The 16,949-nt window shown below is 72.8% G+C and carries 16 protein-coding genes; 7 read left to right on the top strand and 9 right to left on the bottom strand.

Annotated elements, in window-relative coordinates; translation table 11 throughout:
* Positions 1-20: 20 nt before the first annotated feature.
* The 3 genes from ACFYUV_RS21315 to ACFYUV_RS21305 form a co-directional block, all read right to left on the bottom strand.
* Positions 21-1,673, bottom strand: coding sequence for a protein kinase (locus ACFYUV_RS21315; protein ID WP_387670724.1), 1,653 nt, complete (start codon positions 1,671-1,673; stop codon positions 21-23).
* Between the two features lie 114 nt (positions 1,674-1,787).
* Entirely contained in the window at positions 1,788-4,157 is a 2,370-nt protein-coding gene (locus tag ACFYUV_RS21310; RefSeq protein ID WP_387670722.1) for a protein kinase, read from the bottom strand.
* 85 nt (positions 4,158-4,242) lie between these two features.
* Positions 4,243-4,881, bottom strand: a complete 639-nt coding sequence (locus ACFYUV_RS21305) for a pyridoxamine 5'-phosphate oxidase family protein (protein WP_387670720.1) — start codon at positions 4,879-4,881, stop codon at positions 4,243-4,245.
* 71 nt (positions 4,882-4,952) lie between these two features.
* Here ACFYUV_RS21305 and ACFYUV_RS21300 point away from each other — a divergent pair, with 71 nt between their 5' ends.
* Together ACFYUV_RS21300 and ACFYUV_RS21295 are read left to right on the top strand one after the other, a co-directional pair.
* Positions 4,953-6,347, top strand: a complete 1,395-nt coding sequence (locus tag ACFYUV_RS21300) for a PLP-dependent aminotransferase family protein (protein ID WP_358288047.1) — start codon at positions 4,953-4,955, stop codon at positions 6,345-6,347.
* Between the two features lie 41 nt (positions 6,348-6,388).
* On the top strand, positions 6,389-7,108 hold the full coding sequence (locus tag ACFYUV_RS21295) for a hypothetical protein (protein WP_387670718.1): 720 nt from the start codon (positions 6,389-6,391) through the stop codon (positions 7,106-7,108).
* On the opposite strand, the gene ACFYUV_RS21290 is transcribed toward ACFYUV_RS21295, so the two are convergent.
* A complete protein-coding gene (locus ACFYUV_RS21290; RefSeq protein WP_387670716.1) occupies positions 7,080-8,210 on the bottom strand; it encodes a DegT/DnrJ/EryC1/StrS family aminotransferase in 1,131 nt (376 codons plus the stop codon). The two genes, ACFYUV_RS21295 and ACFYUV_RS21290, sit on opposite strands and share 29 nt — an antisense overlap.
* A complete protein-coding gene (locus tag ACFYUV_RS21285) occupies positions 8,207-9,289 on the bottom strand; it encodes a GNAT family N-acetyltransferase (protein ID WP_387670714.1) in 1,083 nt (360 codons plus the stop codon). The genes ACFYUV_RS21290 and ACFYUV_RS21285 overlap by 4 nt, the downstream gene beginning before the upstream one ends.
* A 157-nt stretch (positions 9,290-9,446) precedes the next feature.
* Between ACFYUV_RS21285 and ACFYUV_RS21280 the strand changes: the two genes are divergently transcribed.
* From ACFYUV_RS21280 to ACFYUV_RS21265, 4 genes are all read left to right on the top strand, one after another.
* Entirely contained in the window at positions 9,447-10,484 is a 1,038-nt protein-coding gene (locus tag ACFYUV_RS21280; protein WP_358288035.1) for a phosphotransferase family protein, read from the top strand.
* Between the two features lie 28 nt (positions 10,485-10,512).
* Positions 10,513-11,265 (top strand): SDR family oxidoreductase, encoded by a 753-nt coding sequence (locus ACFYUV_RS21275; RefSeq protein ID WP_387670713.1) that lies wholly within the window; start codon positions 10,513-10,515, stop codon positions 11,263-11,265.
* A gap of 90 nt (positions 11,266-11,355) precedes the next feature.
* Entirely contained in the window at positions 11,356-12,747 is a 1,392-nt protein-coding gene (locus tag ACFYUV_RS21270) for a xylan 1,4-beta-xylosidase (RefSeq protein WP_387670711.1), read from the top strand.
* Between the two features lie 615 nt (positions 12,748-13,362).
* The gene (locus ACFYUV_RS21265; RefSeq protein WP_387670709.1) at positions 13,363-14,142 is read left to right on the top strand and encodes a class I SAM-dependent methyltransferase; all 780 of its coding nucleotides are present in this window, start codon (positions 13,363-13,365) and stop codon (positions 14,140-14,142) included.
* Positions 14,143-14,236: 94 nt separating this feature from the next.
* Here the strand turns inward: ACFYUV_RS21265 and ACFYUV_RS21260 are convergent, their stop codons facing one another.
* A complete protein-coding gene (locus tag ACFYUV_RS21260; RefSeq protein ID WP_387670707.1) occupies positions 14,237-14,812 on the bottom strand; it encodes a TetR/AcrR family transcriptional regulator in 576 nt (191 codons plus the stop codon).
* A 52-nt stretch (positions 14,813-14,864) separates the two neighbouring features.
* Between ACFYUV_RS21260 and ACFYUV_RS21255 the strand changes: the two genes are divergently transcribed.
* Positions 14,865-15,329 carry a DUF2867 domain-containing protein gene (locus ACFYUV_RS21255; protein ID WP_387670706.1) on the top strand — a complete coding sequence of 155 codons (465 nt, stop codon included), beginning with the start codon at positions 14,865-14,867 and terminating at the stop codon, positions 15,327-15,329.
* Here ACFYUV_RS21255 and ACFYUV_RS21250 read toward each other — a convergent pair.
* Genes ACFYUV_RS21250 through ACFYUV_RS21240 form a run of 3 tightly spaced genes read right to left on the bottom strand, consistent with a single transcriptional unit; the run spans position 15,319 to position 16,907 of the window.
* Positions 15,319-16,293, bottom strand: coding sequence for an NAD(P)-dependent alcohol dehydrogenase (locus ACFYUV_RS21250; RefSeq protein WP_387670705.1), 975 nt, complete (start codon positions 16,291-16,293; stop codon positions 15,319-15,321). The two genes, ACFYUV_RS21255 and ACFYUV_RS21250, sit on opposite strands and share 11 nt — an antisense overlap.
* A gap of 9 nt (positions 16,294-16,302) precedes the next feature.
* Positions 16,303-16,569 carry a hypothetical protein gene (locus ACFYUV_RS21245; RefSeq protein WP_352326042.1) on the bottom strand — a complete coding sequence of 89 codons (267 nt, stop codon included), beginning with the start codon at positions 16,567-16,569 and terminating at the stop codon, positions 16,303-16,305.
* Positions 16,569-16,907, bottom strand: coding sequence for a winged helix-turn-helix domain-containing protein (locus ACFYUV_RS21240; RefSeq protein WP_352351957.1), 339 nt, complete (start codon positions 16,905-16,907; stop codon positions 16,569-16,571). Before ACFYUV_RS21240 ends, ACFYUV_RS21245 begins: the two co-directional genes overlap by 1 nt.
* Positions 16,908-16,949 lie beyond the last annotated feature (42 nt).

The raw sequence follows: 16,949 nt of genomic DNA, 5'->3' as shown, positions 1-16,949 counted from the left end.
CCCCTTGCCCCCCGGCGCGTCTAGCGCTGCTTTCTGTGGCGTCCTGTCATGCGACGTTTCACCGCAAGTGTGACCGGAACCGCGCCGGACGTCATCAGGCCGAGCGCGAGGAGTCCGGCCTGCGCCTTGCCCACTGTGTCCAGGGTGGGCGTCTCGGTGCCGCCGCCCTCGCCGCCGCTCGGCGTCCCGGTCGGGCTGGGCTCCTCCGTCTCCGAAGGCGGCGGGCTGCTCGGGGGCGTCCTGGTCGAGGGCGTCCTGGTGGACGGGGCGGAGGTCTGGGTGGGTGTGGGAGCGGCCGAGGTGGGCTTGCTGCCGTCGCTGGTCGTGCTGTTCTTGCCGGTGATGTTCGGCTCGGGGGAGTCGGTCGGGGTCGGCTTCGGCGTCCTGACCGGCCGCCTGGTCGGCTTCCGCGTCGGGGTCGGCTTGGGCGTCCTGGACGGCGAGGCCGCCGCCGTCGCCGTCGGCAGGACGGGCGGCGGGGTCGAGACGGCCGGGTCCGCGGAGGTCGGCGTCGGGTCCGGCTCCGGGGTGGTCTCCTCGGGCGTCGCGGTCGGCTCCTCCTCCGTGGGCTCCTCGTCGATCACCGGGTCGGTCGCGCTGGGCGTGACCTCGCTCGTCTGGGCCCGCAGCACCGGCTCGTCGGAGGAGGAGTTGACCAGGATCACGCCCACGGCCACCACCACGCCCACGGCGACCGCGCCGATCGCGATCTTGGCCGAGAGCTTGCTCAGCAGGCGGGCGGGGTCGGGGAAACGGGTCTCGGTGAGCGCGGTATGCGTCTCGGCGGCATCGTGCAACGGGCTCGGGAACAGCAGGATGAGCAGGCCGGCGAGCGCGGCCAGGCGGCGGCGTCCGCGCTCCTCCCAGTCGGCGCCGTACGCCTCGGCCGCGATGGCCTCCAGCTCGGTCAGGAACGCCTCGGCGGACGGCGGCCGCTCGCCCGGCTGCTTGGCCAGGCCGCGTTCGACCAGGCTCTGGAGCGCCGTGGGCACTTCCTCGACGGGCGGCGGCGCGCTCTGGTGCTGGCGGGCGAGCGCGGCGATGTTGGGCGCCCGGAAGGGCCGGGTGCCGGTCAGGCACTCGAAGAACACGACGGTGGCGGCGTAGACGTCGGTCGCCGGCCCGGCGGCCCCGCCCGCCCACTGCTCGGGCGCCATGTACGGCGGCGTGCCCGCGGCGCTCGCCCCCTCGCCGGCCCGGACCGCGATGCCGAAGTCCACCAGCTTGCTGACCCCGTCGCCCTGGACCATCACGTTCTCGGGCTTGAAGTCGCGGTGGACGACGCCGATCGCGTGCGCGGCGGCCAGCCCCTGGAGCGAGCCCTTGAGCACGACCAGCGCCGCCTCGGCCCCGGTCGGCCCCTCCGAGCGCAGGATCTCGCGCAGCGAGACGCCGTTGACCAGCTCCATGACGATCGCCGCGCCCTGCCCCGACTCGACGTAGTCGATCAGGCGCGCGTGGTGTGAGCTCTGCAGGGTGCCGAGCAGCCGGGCCTCGTGCCGGAACCTGGCCACGAAGCCCATGTCGGACCTGAGCTCGTCGTTCAGATATTTGATGGCGACTTCCACGCCGTCGTGGTCACGCGTGGCCAGGACCACCCGGCCGGCGGCACCGCTGCCCAGTTCCCGGACTTCGGTGTAGCCGGGGACCCCCCACTGCCCATCGCCGTACATAAACGGTCTCCTCTGGAGTCATTCGGGCCCCCACCCGCATCAAACGCTGCGTAGCTTAACCAGAGGGAAGGGCTTTCCCGCCACCGATATGCCGATATGGCCGAATTTGCGAGGTTAGTCCACAGTGCCGGGCTTATCGGATTGTGGGGATTCCTGCGGTTTGGGTGTTTCCTGTGGTTTTGGGGTTTCTTCTGGCTTGGGTGTCTCTCTGGGGCATTCTGGGGTTTTTCCGCTCGCCCTGTCCGGGCCGCCCGCCGCCTCCGGCGTCGTGCTCGCCGTGACGGTCCAGGTGGCGCCGCACGGGACGGTCCTGAGCGCCCGGCTCACCGTCCTGGTGTACGTGGTGTCGCCGGACAGCGTGACCCGCTCCGAGCCGGCCGGCTCGCCGCCGATCAGGAACCCCACGTCCAGCGTCACCGGCCGGTCGTCGGCGGTGACCACCGAGACGGTCGCCGCCAGGCCGCCCTCGCTCAGCCCGGCCCTGACGATCGAGACCCGTCGCACGGCGGGCGGGCAGGTGACCTCGACCCGGGCGGTCCGGACGCGGTCGCCGGCGCGGACCCGTACCGACAGGGCGGAGCCGCAGGGGCGCGCGCGGAAGGAGTGGGTGAAGACGCGGGAGTAGGAGGTCCGGCCGGACAGGCTCGCCGTACGGGTGCCGACGGTCTCGCCGTCGACCGCGAACACGGCCTCGACCGGGATCTCGCCGGTGCCGTCGGCGGTCACGCCGACCCGGGCGCGCGCGGTCAGCCCCGGCGCCTCGGGCATCGCCAGCGACACGAACAGCCCGTTCACCCGCGTCTGGCAGGCCGGCACCGGCACCGAGGAGGACCGGGCGCCGCCCGGCGCGGCGGGGGAGGTGACGACGGTCAGCGTGACGGTCCCGCCGCACGGCCGTTCGCCGAGGTCCCAGGTGAAGGCGCGGGTGTAGGACGTCGCGCCGCTCAGCCGCAGGCGCTGGACGTGGCCCTCGCCGCCCGGCGCGTTCCACGTCCCGGTGGCGTTGACGGGAGCGCCCCCCGCGGTCCGGACGGTGACGGAGGCGCGCGCGACGCCGTCGCCGTCGATCGTGACGTCACCCACGCTCACCCCGAGAACGGTCGCGACGGGCGTCGGCGTCGGGGTGGGCGTCGGGGTGGGCGTCGGCCTGGGGGTCGGCCTGGGGGTCGGTGTGGGGGACGGCGTCGGGGTCCGGGTGGGCGTCGGCGTGGCGGTCCTGGTCGGCTTCCTCGTGGGCCCGGCCGTCGGCGTGCGCGGCGCCCGGGTGGTGACGGGCGGCCTGGAGGTCGTCGGCGGCGGCAGCAGCTCGGGCGGGGACGCCGGCGACGGCGGCCCCTCGGGAGAGGTCCGCGGCGTCGCCTCGGGCGTGGTCGGCGGCGCGAGCACCGCCTCGGCCGTGCTCGGCGGCGCGGTCACCGCCTCGGTCGTGGCCGGCGGCACCGCGACGGCCGCGCCGACCGGCTGCTCGGCAGGCTGCCGCCGGGCGGCGAGCGCGACCACCACCGCCACCGTCACCACCGCCACCAGGGCGGTGCCCATGCCCACCCGCACCGCGTTGGACCGCAGGCCGCGGAAGACCGTCCTGGCCAGGGACGTGGTGACCTCGGGGGTGGGCTGCGGCGGGGCCGGCAGGAGCAGCGCGAGCAGGGCGACCAGCGCGGCCAGGCGCCGCCTGCCCCGCTCCTCCCAGTCCTCGCCGTACGCGGCCCGCGCCGTGGCCTCCAGCTCCTCGACGAAGGCCAGGGCGCTCGGCGGCCGGTCCCGCGGCTCCTTGGCCAGGCCGCGCCGGACGAGCCCCTGGACCGGCTCGGGCGCGTCGTGGAAGGGCACCGGCGCGTGCACGTGCTGGTAGCCGAGCACGCTGGGCTCGGTGGACCGGTACGGCCGGTGCCCGGTCAGGCACTCGAAGAAGACCGCGGTGGCCGCGTACACGTCGGTCGCCGGCGAGGCGGCCCGGCCGGCCCACAACTCCGGCGCCATGTACGGCGGCGTCCCCTCCGGGTGCGTGGCCGTGCCCTGCGGCACCGCGACGCCGAAGTCCACGAGCTTGCTCATCCCGTCGTCGCGGACGAGCACGTTCTCGGGCTTGTAGTCCTTGTGCACGACCCCGGACGCGTGGGCCCTGGCCAGGCCCAGCAGCGAGCCCTTCAGCACGACCAGCGCCGCCTCCGGCTCGGTCGTGCCGTTCTCACGCAGCAGGGCGCGCAGCGAGACGCCGTTGACCAGCTCCATCACGATGCAGGCGCCGTTCGGCTCCTGGATGTACTCCCACATCGTGGCGATGTTCGGGTCGCGCAGCGAGGTCAGCACCCGCGCCTCGGCCTGGAAGCGGGACAGGGCGGCGGGGTCGCGCAGCAGCGCCTCGGAGAGGTACTTGATCGCGACCTTCACGCCCGTCTCGTCGTGCACGCCCAGCACGACGCGCCCGCTCGCGCCCGCGCCGAGCTGTCTGATCTCCGTGTAACCGGGAGCACTCCACTCCATCGCCCTCTCCCATCAGGAGCCGGCCCACCTGATGAGACGCGTGATCAAGGAGTCGGGTTTGCCAGGTGGTTCCGGATTCATGGAACTACTCCCGACGGAGGATGTGAACCGGTATATCGATACCTTCTGGAAGTGCCGGATCCGGTTGCGGTTCGCCCCACGACGTGACCAGCGGATGCACCCCGGCCCAGACCGGCAGCGCGTAGTCCTCCTCCTCGTCCTCGGGCGCCCCGCTGCGGATCTTGACCGACGCCTCGGCCAGCGACAGGGCCAGCACGGCGGTGGCGGCCAGCTCCTTGCGCGTGGGCGGCCGGACGTAGTCCCACTGGCCGGGGGCGAGCTGCTCGGTGAGCGCCCGCAGGGCCGCCAGCCGCTCGTCGGGGTCGCTCACCAGCCGGGCCCGGCCGTAGACGATCGCCGAACGGTAGTTGATGGAGTGGTTGAAGACCGAGCGGGCCAGCACGATGCCGTCCAGGTGGGTGACGGTGACGCACACCTCGGCGCCGTCGCCGGCCCGCAGCGAGCGCGCGCCGGTGGAGCCGTGCAGGTAGAGGGTGTCGCCGATCCGTCCGTAGCCGGTGGGCACGACCATGGGATGGCCGTCGGCCACCACGCCGAGATGGCAGACGAGCCCGCTGTCGAGCACGTCGTAGAGATCGTTCCGGTCGGTGCTGCCGCGGTGCTTCTCTCGGCCGAGAGCCGTGCGCGGGGTGGAGGAGAGCATGATTCGACGCTAATCGCGAAGTGGACCTATCCTGTAGGGCCACTAACCGACCCTTCCTAGAGACCACTTTCGTGCGCACCCACATTGACCTGCCGGTATCCCTGTCCCGCGACTCGGCCGTCCCGCTGACCACCCAGCTCGCCGGCTGGCTGCGGCACGCCATGATGGGCGGCGCGCTCGCGCCGGGCGAGCGGCTGCCGTCCACGCGGGCGCTGGCCGACCAGCTCAAGGTGAGCCGGACGGTCGTCACCGAGGCGTACCAGCAGCTCTACGCCGAGGGCTGGCTGGAGGGGCGCCACGGGTCCGGCACGTTCGTGGCGGCCATGGAGTCGCACGTCCCGCCGCGCGAGAGCCCGTACGAACCGGCGCCGCCCGCCCGCCGTCCCGAGGGCGAGTGGATCGACCTGCGTCCCGGGGACCCCTGGGTGCGCGACTACGACCGGGCCGCCTGGAAGCGGGCCTGGCGCAGCGCCGGCGAGCTGCCGCCCGGCGACTCGCCCGACCTGCACGGCCTGCCGCGCCTGCGTGAGCTGCTCGCCGACCACCTGCGCAGGGCCAGGGGCATGGCCGTCGGCCCCGAGAACGTCCTGGTCACCAGGGGCACCGGCAACGGGCTCGACCTGTGCGCGCTGGCCCTGCTGGCCGGCGGCGGGCGGGCGGGCGTCGAGGACCCGGGCTACCACGTGGCCCGCACGGTGTTCGCGGCCAGGGGCGCCGAAGTCGTGCCCTGCCCGGTGGACGAGGACGGCGTGATCGTCGACGACCTGCCCCGCGACCTGCGCGTCCTCTACACCACCCCGGCCCACCAGTACCCGCTGGGCGGCCGGCTGCCGATCCCGCGCCGGGAACGCCTGCTGTCCTGGGCCAGGAGCACCGGCGCCACGATCGTCGAGGACGACTACGACGCCGAGTTCCGCTACGACGTCGCCCCTCTCCCCGCCCTCTACGGCCTCGACCCCACCCGCGTCGTGCTGCTCGGCTCGCTGTCCAAGACCCTGGCCCCCGACGTCGGCGTCGGCTGGCTGGTCGGCACGCCCGACCTGGTGAGCCGGATCGCCGCCCTCCGCGCCGCGGTCTCCGACCGCACCAGCGGACCGGTCCAGCAGGCCGTCGCCACCCTCCTGGAACGCGGCGACCTCGACCGCCACCTGCGCAGGATGCGCCTGGAGTACGCCCGCCGCCGGGCCGCCGTCGTGGAGATCCTCGGCCCGGTCTGCCGCCTGCGCGGTGACACCGCCGGGCTGCACGTGCTGGCCGAGCTGCCGGCGGGCGACGTCCAGGAGGTCGTGGAGCGGGCCAGGGAGCGCGGCGTGCTGCTCGACCCCGCCGACCGCCACCACCACGACCGCGCCCGCCTGCACGGCCTGGTCCTCGGCTACGGCTCGGCCTCGCTCAGGGACGTCCGGCGCGGCTGCGCGGTGCTGGCCGGGCTGATCCGGGATGCTCAGACCGGATTGAGTATCTGAGCGCTGGCGCCCGCCGGGCCGCCGTCGGCAGGGTGGCGGGCATGAAACCCTGGCTCCTGCCGGCCTCGCTGATCGTCACGGCGGTCACCGCGTGGCTCGTCCTGTACGCGGGCGTGCCCCTGTCCACCCTCCTGTCGCTGGGCCTGGGCGCGATCTGCCTGGTCTGGCTGGCCGTCCTGCTGACCTTCCCGTGGAACCTGTCGTTCGCCGCCCGGCAGGTGGTGCGCGACATCGAGGTCTCCCGCGAGAGCGGCATCGACGTCCCGGCCCGCGGTGCGGAGGAGGCCAGGACGATCGCCCGCCGCATGCTCGTCCTCGCGGTCGCCGGGCACGTGGTCTCGGCCGTCGTGGTCGCGGTGGTCACGTTCTTCTCCGGGCGGCAGATCGGCTACTACTTCGCCGGGTTCTACCTGCTGGCCACCGCGTTCCGCCCGGCCGGGGCCTACGTCGGGCACCTGCGCGAGCGGGTCAGGACGCTGGGACGCGAGGTCCGCTACCCGCGCCTCGACGTGATCGCGCTGCGCGACCAGGTCGAGGCGCTGTCCGCCGCCGCCGAACGGCTCACCCGGCAGGCCGAGGAGCTCGGCGGCGAGCTCGCGGCCACCCGGGCCGGCCTGGAACGGGCCGACCACGACCTGGACCGCCGGATCACGCTGATGGCCCGCCGCTTCGAGGAGACCGTGGACGGCCTCAACGACAACCAGGAGATCATCACCGGGCTGCGCGCGTTCCTCAGACTGCTTCGCGCGGACCCCACATAGGCGGCTCCAGACCGCGCAGGACGGGCAGCGAGCGGGCCGCGTACAGCGGGTCCACCGGCAGCACGTGCCGGGCCCACCAGCGCGCGGGGCCCGGGTCCGGCGAGGCGTCGGTGAAGCCGAGGGCGTACTCGTCGTACGGCGGGTCGTACAGGTAGCCGGTGGCCACCCCACGGCGCTCCAGCGCGGCGACGGCCGCGTCCCTGTCGCGCACCAGCAGCGGGACGCGGAACAGCGGCTGGTCCAGGTTGTCCAGCACGGCGGGCGCCACCGTGGGCAGCTCGGCCAGCCGGGCGATCCCGGCCAGCCGCCGCGCCCGCTCGCCGGGCACCTTGGCCAGGCGCCTGGACTGGTACCAGCGGACCAGCCGCCCCCGCCGGGCGCGGTAGGCCGCCAGGTCGGCGCGTACCCACGGGTCGAACGGCGGCAGCGCGGGCACCTGCTTGAGCGCCAGCTCCAGCGCGTCGGGCTCCAGGGCGATGCGGTAACCCTCGCGCTCCTCCTGCATGCCGAGGGCGCGCATCAGCGCGAGCGCCGGACGGACGAGGTCGAGCCTGAGCGCGACCTGCCGGGCCATGGAGGTGGCCACGCTGAACAGGTCGGCGCGCAGCGCGCCGGGGACGAGCAGTTCGTCGCGGGCGCGTTCGAGCGCTTCGAGGTCGGCGCGGTCGGTCACCGCGAGCACGCCGCCCGAGCCCGCGCCCGGATGTTTGGACAGGCTGAAGACCCCCGCCTGGCCGAACGTGCCCAGCGGGCGCCCGCCGGGAGCGGTCTCCAGGGCGTGCGCCACGTCCTCGATCAGGATCTTTCCCGTGAAGGCGGACACCTCGTCGGGCAGGCCGTACAGGTTCGTCGTCAGGACGGCGTCCACCGTGGACAGGTCGACGCGGGAGACGTCGATGTTGCCGTCACGCGGGGACAGCGGCGCGATCACCGGGCGCAGACCGGCCGCCAGCACGAGGAAGAGGATCTCGTCGGCCGAGACCGGAGACATGAGCAGCCGCTGACCCGGCAGGCACCAGTGGCGCAGCGCGAGGTAGAGGCCGAGGCGGTTGGATGGGAGCCACAGGCAGTGCCGCCCGGTGCGCTCCGCGATGAGTCTCACCCTTGTAGGACGGTACGCAGTCGCCCGAAAGTTTTCAACGCTTTGTCCGCGGTCTTGAGCAGCAGCGGATTGGCCATCACCGTGGCGCGCGTCTTGCGCACCGGCACCCGCATCATCCAGTGGACCCCGGCCGCCACGCCGGCCCTGGCCACGCGGCCCTCGGCCACCTCCAGCTCGCCGTTCTTGAGCTTCTCCTTGTACTCCTTCTCGCCCCGGCCCATGTCGATCACCTGGACGCCCGACGCGGCGGCCGCCTCGGCCATCGCCAGGTGGTGGATGAGCCCGGGGGAGTACTTGGCGTAGGCGGTGTCGTAGGCCGGGAACCAGCCGGCCAGCGTCGTGCGGGTGCGCACCCCGAAGTGCCCGGCCACCGGCACGTCGTCGACGTAGACCATGTCGAGGACGCCGGCGAAGCTGTCGGACCGGGTGGCCAGCAGCCGCTCGACCAGCTCGACGATCCACCGCTGGGAGAACCGGTCGGTGCGCCCGGTACGCCGGTACTGGTCGGTCTTCCAGCCGAGCAGCGTGTGCAGCGGCCCGGTCTCGGCGATCGCGTAGTCGTGGCGCAGCGGCCCCGACTCGCGCTGCAGCTTGCGCGACTTGGCCAGGGTCGACTTGTACGTCTTGCCGGACCGGGCGCGCAACGTCTCGGTGTAGGGGCCCCAGCCGTCGCGCAGGTCGATGATCGGCGAGGGGTGTGTGGTGCACCGCCCGTCGAGCAGCGGCTGGCCGGAGACCAGGTGGTCGAACTCGTAGACCGACAGCCCGCAGTCCTTGATCAACCGGCGCGGGTCGAGGTCGAGGCCCTTGGCGTGGACCAGGCCCTGCGCGTCGGTCAGCCCCGCGGCGACCGGCTTGCCGATGCCCAGCGGATGGCGTTCGAAGGGGAAGAAGCCGACGATGTCCGGCCCGTCGTACAGGACGGCCACCCGGACCAGGTCGCGGAGCTCGCCCACCGTGACCGTGAACTCCGGGGACAGGAAGGGGTTGTCGAAGGCGGCGTCGGACTCCTGCAGGGCGCGCCATCGGCTGAGCTCGGGCTGTCCCAGATCACGAGGGTGGGCAACGGTGACGCGCATGGGCTCCTACTGTCGGCTTACCACAACCTGACCAGCATGAGGTCAGAGGTGTAGGGCCAGGTTAAAGGATGGGCGCCCATGCCTGGGATGTGCCGGGCCTACTGTTATGCAACTCTCAGCTGGCTTTCAGGACCGAGTGGCGTTCTAATGTGTGTCCATGACGGTACCAGGGATCGACTGGCCGCGGCTGGTCTCGTGGCTGGGCAGGAACGTGCCGGACGCCGGGGAGCCGCTGTCCGTCTCGCTGATCTCCGGAGGCAGGTCGAACCTGACCTACCTGGTGGAGGCGCGCGAGCGCCGGCTGGTGCTGCGCAGGCCGCCGCTGGGTCACGTGCTGCCCACCGCCCACGACATGCGGCGGGAGTGGCGGGTCATCTCCGCGCTGGCGCCGACGCCCGTCCCGGTGCCCGAGCCCGTCGCCTTCTGCGCCGACGAGGAGGTGGTCGGGGCGCCGTTCTATGTCATGGGGTACGTGCCCGGCGCCGCCGTGCAGACCAAGGACGAGCTGGGGCGGCCGACGCCGGCCCAGACGCGGCGGCTGTCGGAGCGGCTGGCCGAGGTGCTGGCCGCCATCCACGCCGTGGACTACCGCGAGGTGGGGCTCGGCGACTTCGGCCGTCCCGAGGGGTACCTGGCCCGGCAGCTCGACCGGTGGTGCCAGCAGTGGGAACGGTCGAAGACCGCCGACCTGCCCGACTACGACAGCCTCGTACGGCGGCTGCGCGAGCGGCTGCCCGCCGCGTCCGACAGCACCCTGGTGCACGGCGACTACCGGCTGGACAACACGCTGGTGCGCCTGGCGCCGCCGCCGGCCGAGATCGAGATCATGGCCGTGGTCGACTGGGAGATGTCCACGCTCGGCGATCCGCTGGCCGACCTGGGGCTCACGCTGACGTACTGGCACGACCGCGGGGACGACGAACGGGCCCGCATCCCCGTGTCGGGCGACGTGACGGTGGCGCCGGGGTTCATGAACGCCGCCGAGTTCGCCGCCCACTACGGGAAGGTCTCCGGCCGCGACATCTCGGACCTCGGGTTCTACGTGGCCTTCGGCAACTTCAAGCTGGCGGTGATCGTGGAGGGCATCCACGCCCGCTTCAAGCAGGGTAAGACCGTGGGGGAGGGGTTCGACCGCATCGGCGCGGCCGTGCCGACGCTGATCTCCCGCGCCCATCGCATGCTCGACCAGCCCTGACCCCGCCCCTGACCCCGCGAGGAGCCCCATGAGCACAGTTGCACTCATCACCGGAGCGGCCAGCGGCATCGGCGCCGCGGTGGCCCGGCGGCTGTCGTCGGGCGGCGCGAAGTGCGTCCTCGTCGACCGCGACGGCGAGGGCGTCGAGCGGGTGGCCAAGGAGGTCGAGGGCGCGTGGCTGGCCGCCGACGTCAGCACCGAGGAAGCCTCCCTGGAGGCCGTCGCGCTCGCCGAGCAGCGGTACGGCCGCCTCGACCTGGTGCACCTCAACGCCGGCATCTCCGGGGGCGTCGACCTGGCGAACTTCGACCTGGAGCGCTACCGCGCGGTCGTCGGCGTGAACGTGGACGGCGTCGTCTTCGGCGTGCGCGCCAGCGTGCCGCTGCTGGCCAGGTCGGGCGGCGGCGCGATCGTGGCCACGTCCTCGCTGGCCGGGCTGGTGGCCTTCGCCGGCGACCCGATCTACACCATGACCAAGCACGCCGTCGTCGGCCTGGTCCGGGCGCTGGCCGAGCCGCTGTCCCAGCAGAACATCCGGATCAACGCGGTCTGCCCCGGATTCACCGACACCCCGCTGGTGGCCGCCGCGCGGGAGATGTTCGTCGACGCCGGATTCCCGCTGCTCACGGCCGAGGACGTCGCCGCCGCCGTCGAGTCCGCCTTCTACGCCGAGACGCCGGGCACCCTGCTCGTCGTGCAGCCGGGTAGGCAGCCGGTGCCGTACCGTTACTCGGGGGTTCCCGGGCCCGCGGGCGGTCAGCGCCCACCCGCTTCCGATTGACAGCAAGTCTGCTGCAAGCGGAACGATTACCGTCATAAGGGCCGGGCACTGCCTGGCCCTTGTACGTTGCGTGATGGTAAGGAGCGTTCCGTGATTCCCACCGAGGGCAGACACGCGCGCAAACGGTCGCCATGGCCGATCGCCCTGGGGGCCGGCGTCCTCGCGGTCGTGCTCGTCGTCGGCATCATGGTCTACGCGGGCATGCGGTCGAGCTCCCGCGAGGGCTTCAAAGGCGGCGAGGTGGCCGAGGTCGGGCCCACCCAGGCGCCGCCGCGGCTCGAACAGCCGCCCGTGCTCCACGACTGGCCCCGGTGGGGCATCACGCACACGCAGTACAGCACGGAGACCGAGCCGCGCCCGGTCGTCGAACAGGCCAGGGGCCTGCTCGGACGGGTGCCGATGCTGCAGAACCAGCACATCATGGGCTGGGGCGTGGGCAACCCCGAGCCGAGCCCCGGCCAGTTCAGCTTCCGCGACCTCGACCGGCGGCTGACGTTCATGGCGTCGTCGCGGGCGGTGCCGGTGATCACCCTGTGCTGCGCGCCCGACTGGATGAAGGGCGGGCAGCCCGGACGCACCGACTGGAGCAAGAACCACACCGTCGCCCCCAAACCGGAGCACTTCGACGACTACGCCAAGCTGGCCGCGCGGGTGGCCCGGCAGTACCCGACCGTCAAGTACTACATGGTGTGGAACGAGTTCAAGGGCTTCTGGGACCCCTCCACCAACCGCTGGGACGCCGAGGGGTACACCCAGCTCTACAACAAGGTCTACACGGCGTTGAAGAAGGTCGACCCGCAGATCAAGGTGGGCGGGCCGTACATGCCGATCGAGACCGGCTCGGGCGGCGGGCCGTCCGAGCTGAAGGGGCCGTGGGGGACCGTCGACCAGCGGGCGCTCGACGCCATCGAGTACTGGATCGAGCACAAGAAGGGCGCCGACTTCATCGTCGTGGACGGCGCCTCGATGACGACCGACAAGGGGAACGTTCCCGACGACTTCGGCGCGCTCGGCAAGTTCGGCGCGATCACGAAGTGGCTGCGGGAGAAGAGCGACGACCTGCCCGTCTGGTGGGCCGAATGGTACGTCGAGCCGGAGAACTCCGGGTGGAGCGAGGAGCGGCGCACGGCCGTGCAGGCGGCGGCGATGATGGAGTTCGCCAGGAGCGGCGTCACCACCGCCCTGTACTGGAACCCGCAGGTGAAGGGGACGGGCCAGTGCGACGGCTGCCTCTGGGCGCCCGGGCGGGGGGACGAGATGCCGATGGCGGGGCTGCTGAGCGGGTTCACCCGGTGGTTCCCGGCGGGGGCGCGGCTCGACAGCGCGGTGACGTCGTCCGACCCGAAGGTGAAGGTGCTGGCGCAGGAGCAGCAGGTCGTCATGGTGAACACGTCCGACCGGGAGGTGACGGCCACGGTGGACGGCAAGGCGGTGACGCTGGGGGCGTACGAGATCAAGTGGGCGGGAAGAGGCGGCGCCTGACGGCACCCGACGCCTGCGGCGCCCATGGTCCCAAACCCGGCGCCTTCGGCGCCCATGGTCCACCCGGCCCGTTGCCTGGTTACCGGGTGGGCCTGTTGGAGCCCGCCCTGGAGAGCGCCTATGGCGCTGATGGTTCCCACCCCTGGAAGGCGCCTTCAGAACCCCGGGAAGGCGCCTTCGGCACCCGCGGAAGGGCGCCTTCGGCACCTCCTGGTTGGCGCGTCGTTGTTCGGTTACCGGCGTGGTACGGCTTTCACCCCGCGCCTCGCCTCCTGGGGTTCGCCGCCGGCCTCCTGCACCGACACCACGACACCGTCACCCCGCGCCGAACACCCACGAAAGCCCCTCAGCCCAGGCATCGCCCTCACCCGCCGGCCTGGCCAAGCCTGCCTCGCCCTCACCCCCGGCGACTCCCGACACCCGAGCCCGCACCCAGGCCCCTCCCACCCGACCCCGGCTTCACGACCCCGGCTTCACGACCCCGGGGCCCGTCCCGGGGCCCGTCCCGGGGCAGCCGCCCGGTACGGTCCACCGCTTCACCGATCCCGACACCCATGAACGTAGAGTGGTGCTCCATAAGCCGAAAGTGACTGACTTGTGATGCCGGGGACCGTGATGACCGACAGCAACGCCGAGCCGCCCATCGTGCACATCCTCGACCCGATGAGCGCGGCCTACGACGCCGCCTTCGCCACCTTCCTGGCCCACACCGACCAGAAGATCCGGGCCCGCGAAGAACTGGCCCGGGTCGTGGGACGGCTGCCCCACCGCCGTACGCTCATCGACGCCGGCGCGGGGACGGGCGAGACCACCGCGTGGCTGGCCCCCAGGTTCGACCGGACGATCGCCATCGAGCCGAACGAGCACCTGCGGGCCGAACTGGCCCGCAGGTGTCCCGAGGCCACGATCCTCGGTCAGGACATCGCCACCGCCGACCCGGAGGAGACCGCCGACCTGGTGTTGTGCGCGCACGTCCTGTACTACCTGCCGCAGCAGTCCTGGCTGCGGCAGCTCCAGAGGCTGGCCTCCTGGACGGCCGAGGGCGGCTTCGCGGTGGTCGTCATGCAGAACCCCGACAGCGACTGCATGCGCCTGCTGCGCCGCTTCACCGGCCACCGCTACGACCTGGACGCCCTCGGACGCGCCTTCGCCGCCACCGCAGGCACCGAATGGGAGATCGGCATCAGCACCGACCCGGCCTCCGTCACCATGCCCGACCTGGAAACCGCCCTGGCCGTCGCGCAGTTCATGCTGAACGTCGTCCCGCTGTCGCAGCCGCCCGCCATGGACGAGGTCGCCGCCTACCTCCAGGAACACTTCCGCACCCCGGACGGCTACCGCCTGAGCTGCGACCAGGACTTCCTGGAACTCCAGCGCAACGGCCCAGACTCCTGACCGCAGGCAGCCGGCCCGGACCGCCCAGCGGCGGCCTGACGCGGCCCTGACGGGCCTCCACGATCGGCCCTGACGGGACCTTCGCGATCGGCCCTCACTCGGCCTGGGTGGCTGGCGGCGTGACGGCCATCGTGAAGGCGGTCTCGGTGAGGAGCGCCCGGTCGAGCACGATGTGCGGCCGCGTGCCGCGTTCGAGCTGCTGGAGGCCGAGCACCACCGCCAGCGCGAGCAGCGCCCGCCGTTCCGCCTCCTCCTCGTCGAAGCCCAGCCCCACCAGGAGCCCGGCGACGAAGTCGACGCGGCGGCGGGTGACCCGGGTGACGATGTCGGCGACGCCCTCGCGTTCGGCGTCGAGGTAGAGGCGGCCCTCGCCACCGCGCCGCCCCGCGCGGGCCGCGACCGTGCCGAACAGGGCGCGCAGCCGGGCGCGCGGCTCGGCCTCGGCGGAGGCGGCCGCGATGATGTGCTCGGTCTCCTCGGCCTCCCAGCGTTCCATGACCGCCCGGACGAGCGCGCCGCGGTCGGCGTGGTGCCAGTAGAAGGAGCCCTTGGTGGTGCCGAGGTCGCGGGCGACGGCCTCGACCCGCACCGAGTCCAGCCCGATCTTGGTGAACCGCGCGTACGCCGCGTCCACCCACTGTTCCGCCGTGATCCGGCCCCCTTGCGCCATTCGCCATACGGTACCGTATAGTCCTCACCATACGGCACCGTATGGAGGCGTCATGAGAACACCCGTCTACTGGTCGTCCGCCCTGGACGACATGCCCGCGCCCGACTACGCCGACGTGGTCGTCGGCGTGCTGCCGCCGCGCGCGACCGACGACCCGCGGGCCTGGGCGAAGGCCATCTTCTCGATCAGGTCGATGCCCCGCTGGATCGCCGCGGCCCTGTGGTTGCGCCAGGCGGTCGTGCCGCTGGTCGGCATCCCGCGCGCGCCGCGCGACGTCTTCGGGGTTGCCCGGGTCGAGGGGGAGGAGGCGCTGATCGTGGCCGATGACCGGCACCTGGACTTCCGCTGCGGGGTGGGGGTCGATCGCGAGGCCCGGCTCGTGCGGGTCACGACCACCGTCCGGCTGAAGGGCCGGCGCGGCCGGCTCTACTTCTGGCCGGTACGCCTCGTGCACCCGATCGTCGTCCGGGCCATGCTCCGCTCCGCCCAGCGCCGCCTGGGTGCGTCTAGAGGGTGACGACGACCTTGCCCGTGGCGTGGCCCTGCTCGACGTGGGCGATGGCCTCGGGCACCTGGTCCAGCCGGTACGTCCGGCTGACGACCGGGACGACCTGGCCCGCCTCGACGAGCCCGCGCACGGCGGCCAGCGCGTCCCGGTCCACGGACGTGACGAAGTTGACCAGGCGCTGCCGGACGAACGGCTTCGTCGCGAGCACGCGCAGGATGCGCCCGGTCGGCCCGAGCAGCGACCCGCCGCCGGAGCCCCCGTTGGGGACGTAGGCGCCGGTGGGGGCGAGGGCCCGCCGGTAGTCCGCGAGGGGCCGGTCGCCGACGTTGTCGAGGATGACGTCGTACCGGCCGGGATGCTGGGCGAAGTCCTGCCGGGTGTAGTCGATGACCTCGTCGGCCCCCAAGGACGCGACGAGCTCAGCCTTGCCGCCGCTGCACACGCCGGTCACCTCGGCGCCCAGCGCCTTGGCGATCTGCACCGCGAACGTCCCCACCCCGCCCGCCGCGCCGACGACCAGGACCTTCTGCCCCGGTTTGACCTCGCCTCTGGTGGCCAGGGCCTCGTAGGCGGTCAGCGACGCCAGCGGCACGGCCGCCGCCTGCTCGTACGTCGAACCGGCCGGCTTCTCCAGCAGCACCTTGTCCTCGGGGACGGCGACGTACTCGGCGAAGGAGCCCCGGAAGTGGCCGAACACCTCGTCGCCGGGCTTCAGCCGGGTGACGTTGCGGCCCGTCGCCTCGACCTGACCGGCCAGGTCCATGCCGAGCCCGTCGAACGTGGGGCGGCGCAGCCCGGAGACGGCCCGCGTCACGTACGGCAGACCGCGCACGAAGTGCCAGTCACCCGGGTTGACGGCCGCGGCCCGCACCCGGACCAGCACGTCGTCGTCGCCGACCGGCGGCGGATCGACCTCGCGCAGTTCGATGACAGCCTCGGGCGGCCCGTAGGCGGTGTAACGGATGGCCTTCATGGCACGCTCCTACTCGACGGTTCTGAGGATCTGCTCGATCGACGCCGTGCGGGCGCGCAGCTCGGCCAGGTCGGCGGCCGAGCGCTGCTGGGCGTCAAGGGTGTTCTCGGCGAGCTGCTCGAACCGGTGCACGAGCCGGCGCAGGTCGTCCTTCTGCAGGGCCTCCAGCTTCGCCTTGCGGAAGTCGAAGAGGCCGACGATGACCAGGCAGATCAGGAAGCCGGTCACGAGCAGCACACCGAGGATGAAGATCACCTCGGGCCAGGCGGTGGGCATCAGGGGCGCTCCTTGGGCTCCGGGTCGGGCGCGGTGAGGGTCTTGGCCGCCTCGGCCAGCGCCGCTGCGGTGAGGTGGACGTCGAAGTCGGTGACTTCGTAGTACTTCATGGCCTTGCCGTCCTCGGAGAGCTCCAGCGTGCCGACGATCAGGCCGGCCGCTTCCAGCCGCCGCAGGTGCATGTGGAGGAGCGGACGGCTGACGCCGATCTCGCGGGCCAGGTGGCTCACATAGTCGCGGCCGGCGGCCAGGGTCGCGACGATGCGCACCCGCAGGGGGTTGCCCAGCGCCGCCAGCATCTCGACCAGCTCGTCACCGGTCGGCCCGGCATCGGTCATGGTTTCCCGTCACGTGAAAGGTTTTCCTTACACATGAGAGCG

It is taken from the genome of Nonomuraea sp. NPDC003560 (assembly GCF_042878785.1).
In the GTDB taxonomy this organism is placed as follows: Bacteria; Actinomycetota; Actinomycetes; order Streptosporangiales; family Streptosporangiaceae; genus Nonomuraea.
The sequence above is the reverse complement of the archived record's forward strand: the minus strand, read 5'-3'. Positions and strand labels throughout refer to the sequence as shown.

What these genes read in the sequence shown, in the direction of transcription:
- ACFYUV_RS21310 (WP_387670722.1), bottom strand. Translation starts at nt 4,157, where the DNA reads ATGGAGTGGAGTGCTCCCGGTTACACGGAGATCAGACAGCTCGGCGCG.
- ACFYUV_RS21265 (WP_387670709.1), top strand. Translation starts at nt 13,363, where the DNA reads ATGACCGACAGCAACGCCGAGCCGCCCATCGTGCACATCCTCGACCCG.
- ACFYUV_RS21260 (WP_387670707.1), bottom strand. Translation starts at nt 14,812, where the DNA reads ATGGCGCAAGGGGGCCGGATCACGGCGGAACAGTGGGTGGACGCGGCG.
- ACFYUV_RS21240 (WP_352351957.1), bottom strand. Translation starts at nt 16,907, where the DNA reads ATGACCGATGCCGGGCCGACCGGTGACGAGCTGGTCGAGATGCTGGCG.
- ACFYUV_RS21245 (WP_352326042.1), bottom strand. Translation starts at nt 16,569, where the DNA reads ATGCCCACCGCCTGGCCCGAGGTGATCTTCATCCTCGGTGTGCTGCTC.
- ACFYUV_RS21250 (WP_387670705.1), bottom strand. Translation starts at nt 16,293, where the DNA reads ATGAAGGCCATCCGTTACACCGCCTACGGGCCGCCCGAGGCTGTCATC.
- ACFYUV_RS21255 (WP_387670706.1), top strand. Translation starts at nt 14,865, where the DNA reads ATGAGAACACCCGTCTACTGGTCGTCCGCCCTGGACGACATGCCCGCG.
- ACFYUV_RS21305 (WP_387670720.1), bottom strand. Translation starts at nt 4,881, where the DNA reads ATGCTCTCCTCCACCCCGCGCACGGCTCTCGGCCGAGAGAAGCACCGC.
- ACFYUV_RS21275 (WP_387670713.1), top strand. Translation starts at nt 10,513, where the DNA reads ATGAGCACAGTTGCACTCATCACCGGAGCGGCCAGCGGCATCGGCGCC.
- ACFYUV_RS21315 (WP_387670724.1), bottom strand. Translation starts at nt 1,673, where the DNA reads ATGTACGGCGATGGGCAGTGGGGGGTCCCCGGCTACACCGAAGTCCGG.
- ACFYUV_RS21295 (WP_387670718.1), top strand. Translation starts at nt 6,389, where the DNA reads ATGAAACCCTGGCTCCTGCCGGCCTCGCTGATCGTCACGGCGGTCACC.
- ACFYUV_RS21280 (WP_358288035.1), top strand. Translation starts at nt 9,447, where the DNA reads ATGACGGTACCAGGGATCGACTGGCCGCGGCTGGTCTCGTGGCTGGGC.
- ACFYUV_RS21285 (WP_387670714.1), bottom strand. Translation starts at nt 9,289, where the DNA reads ATGCGCGTCACCGTTGCCCACCCTCGTGATCTGGGACAGCCCGAGCTC.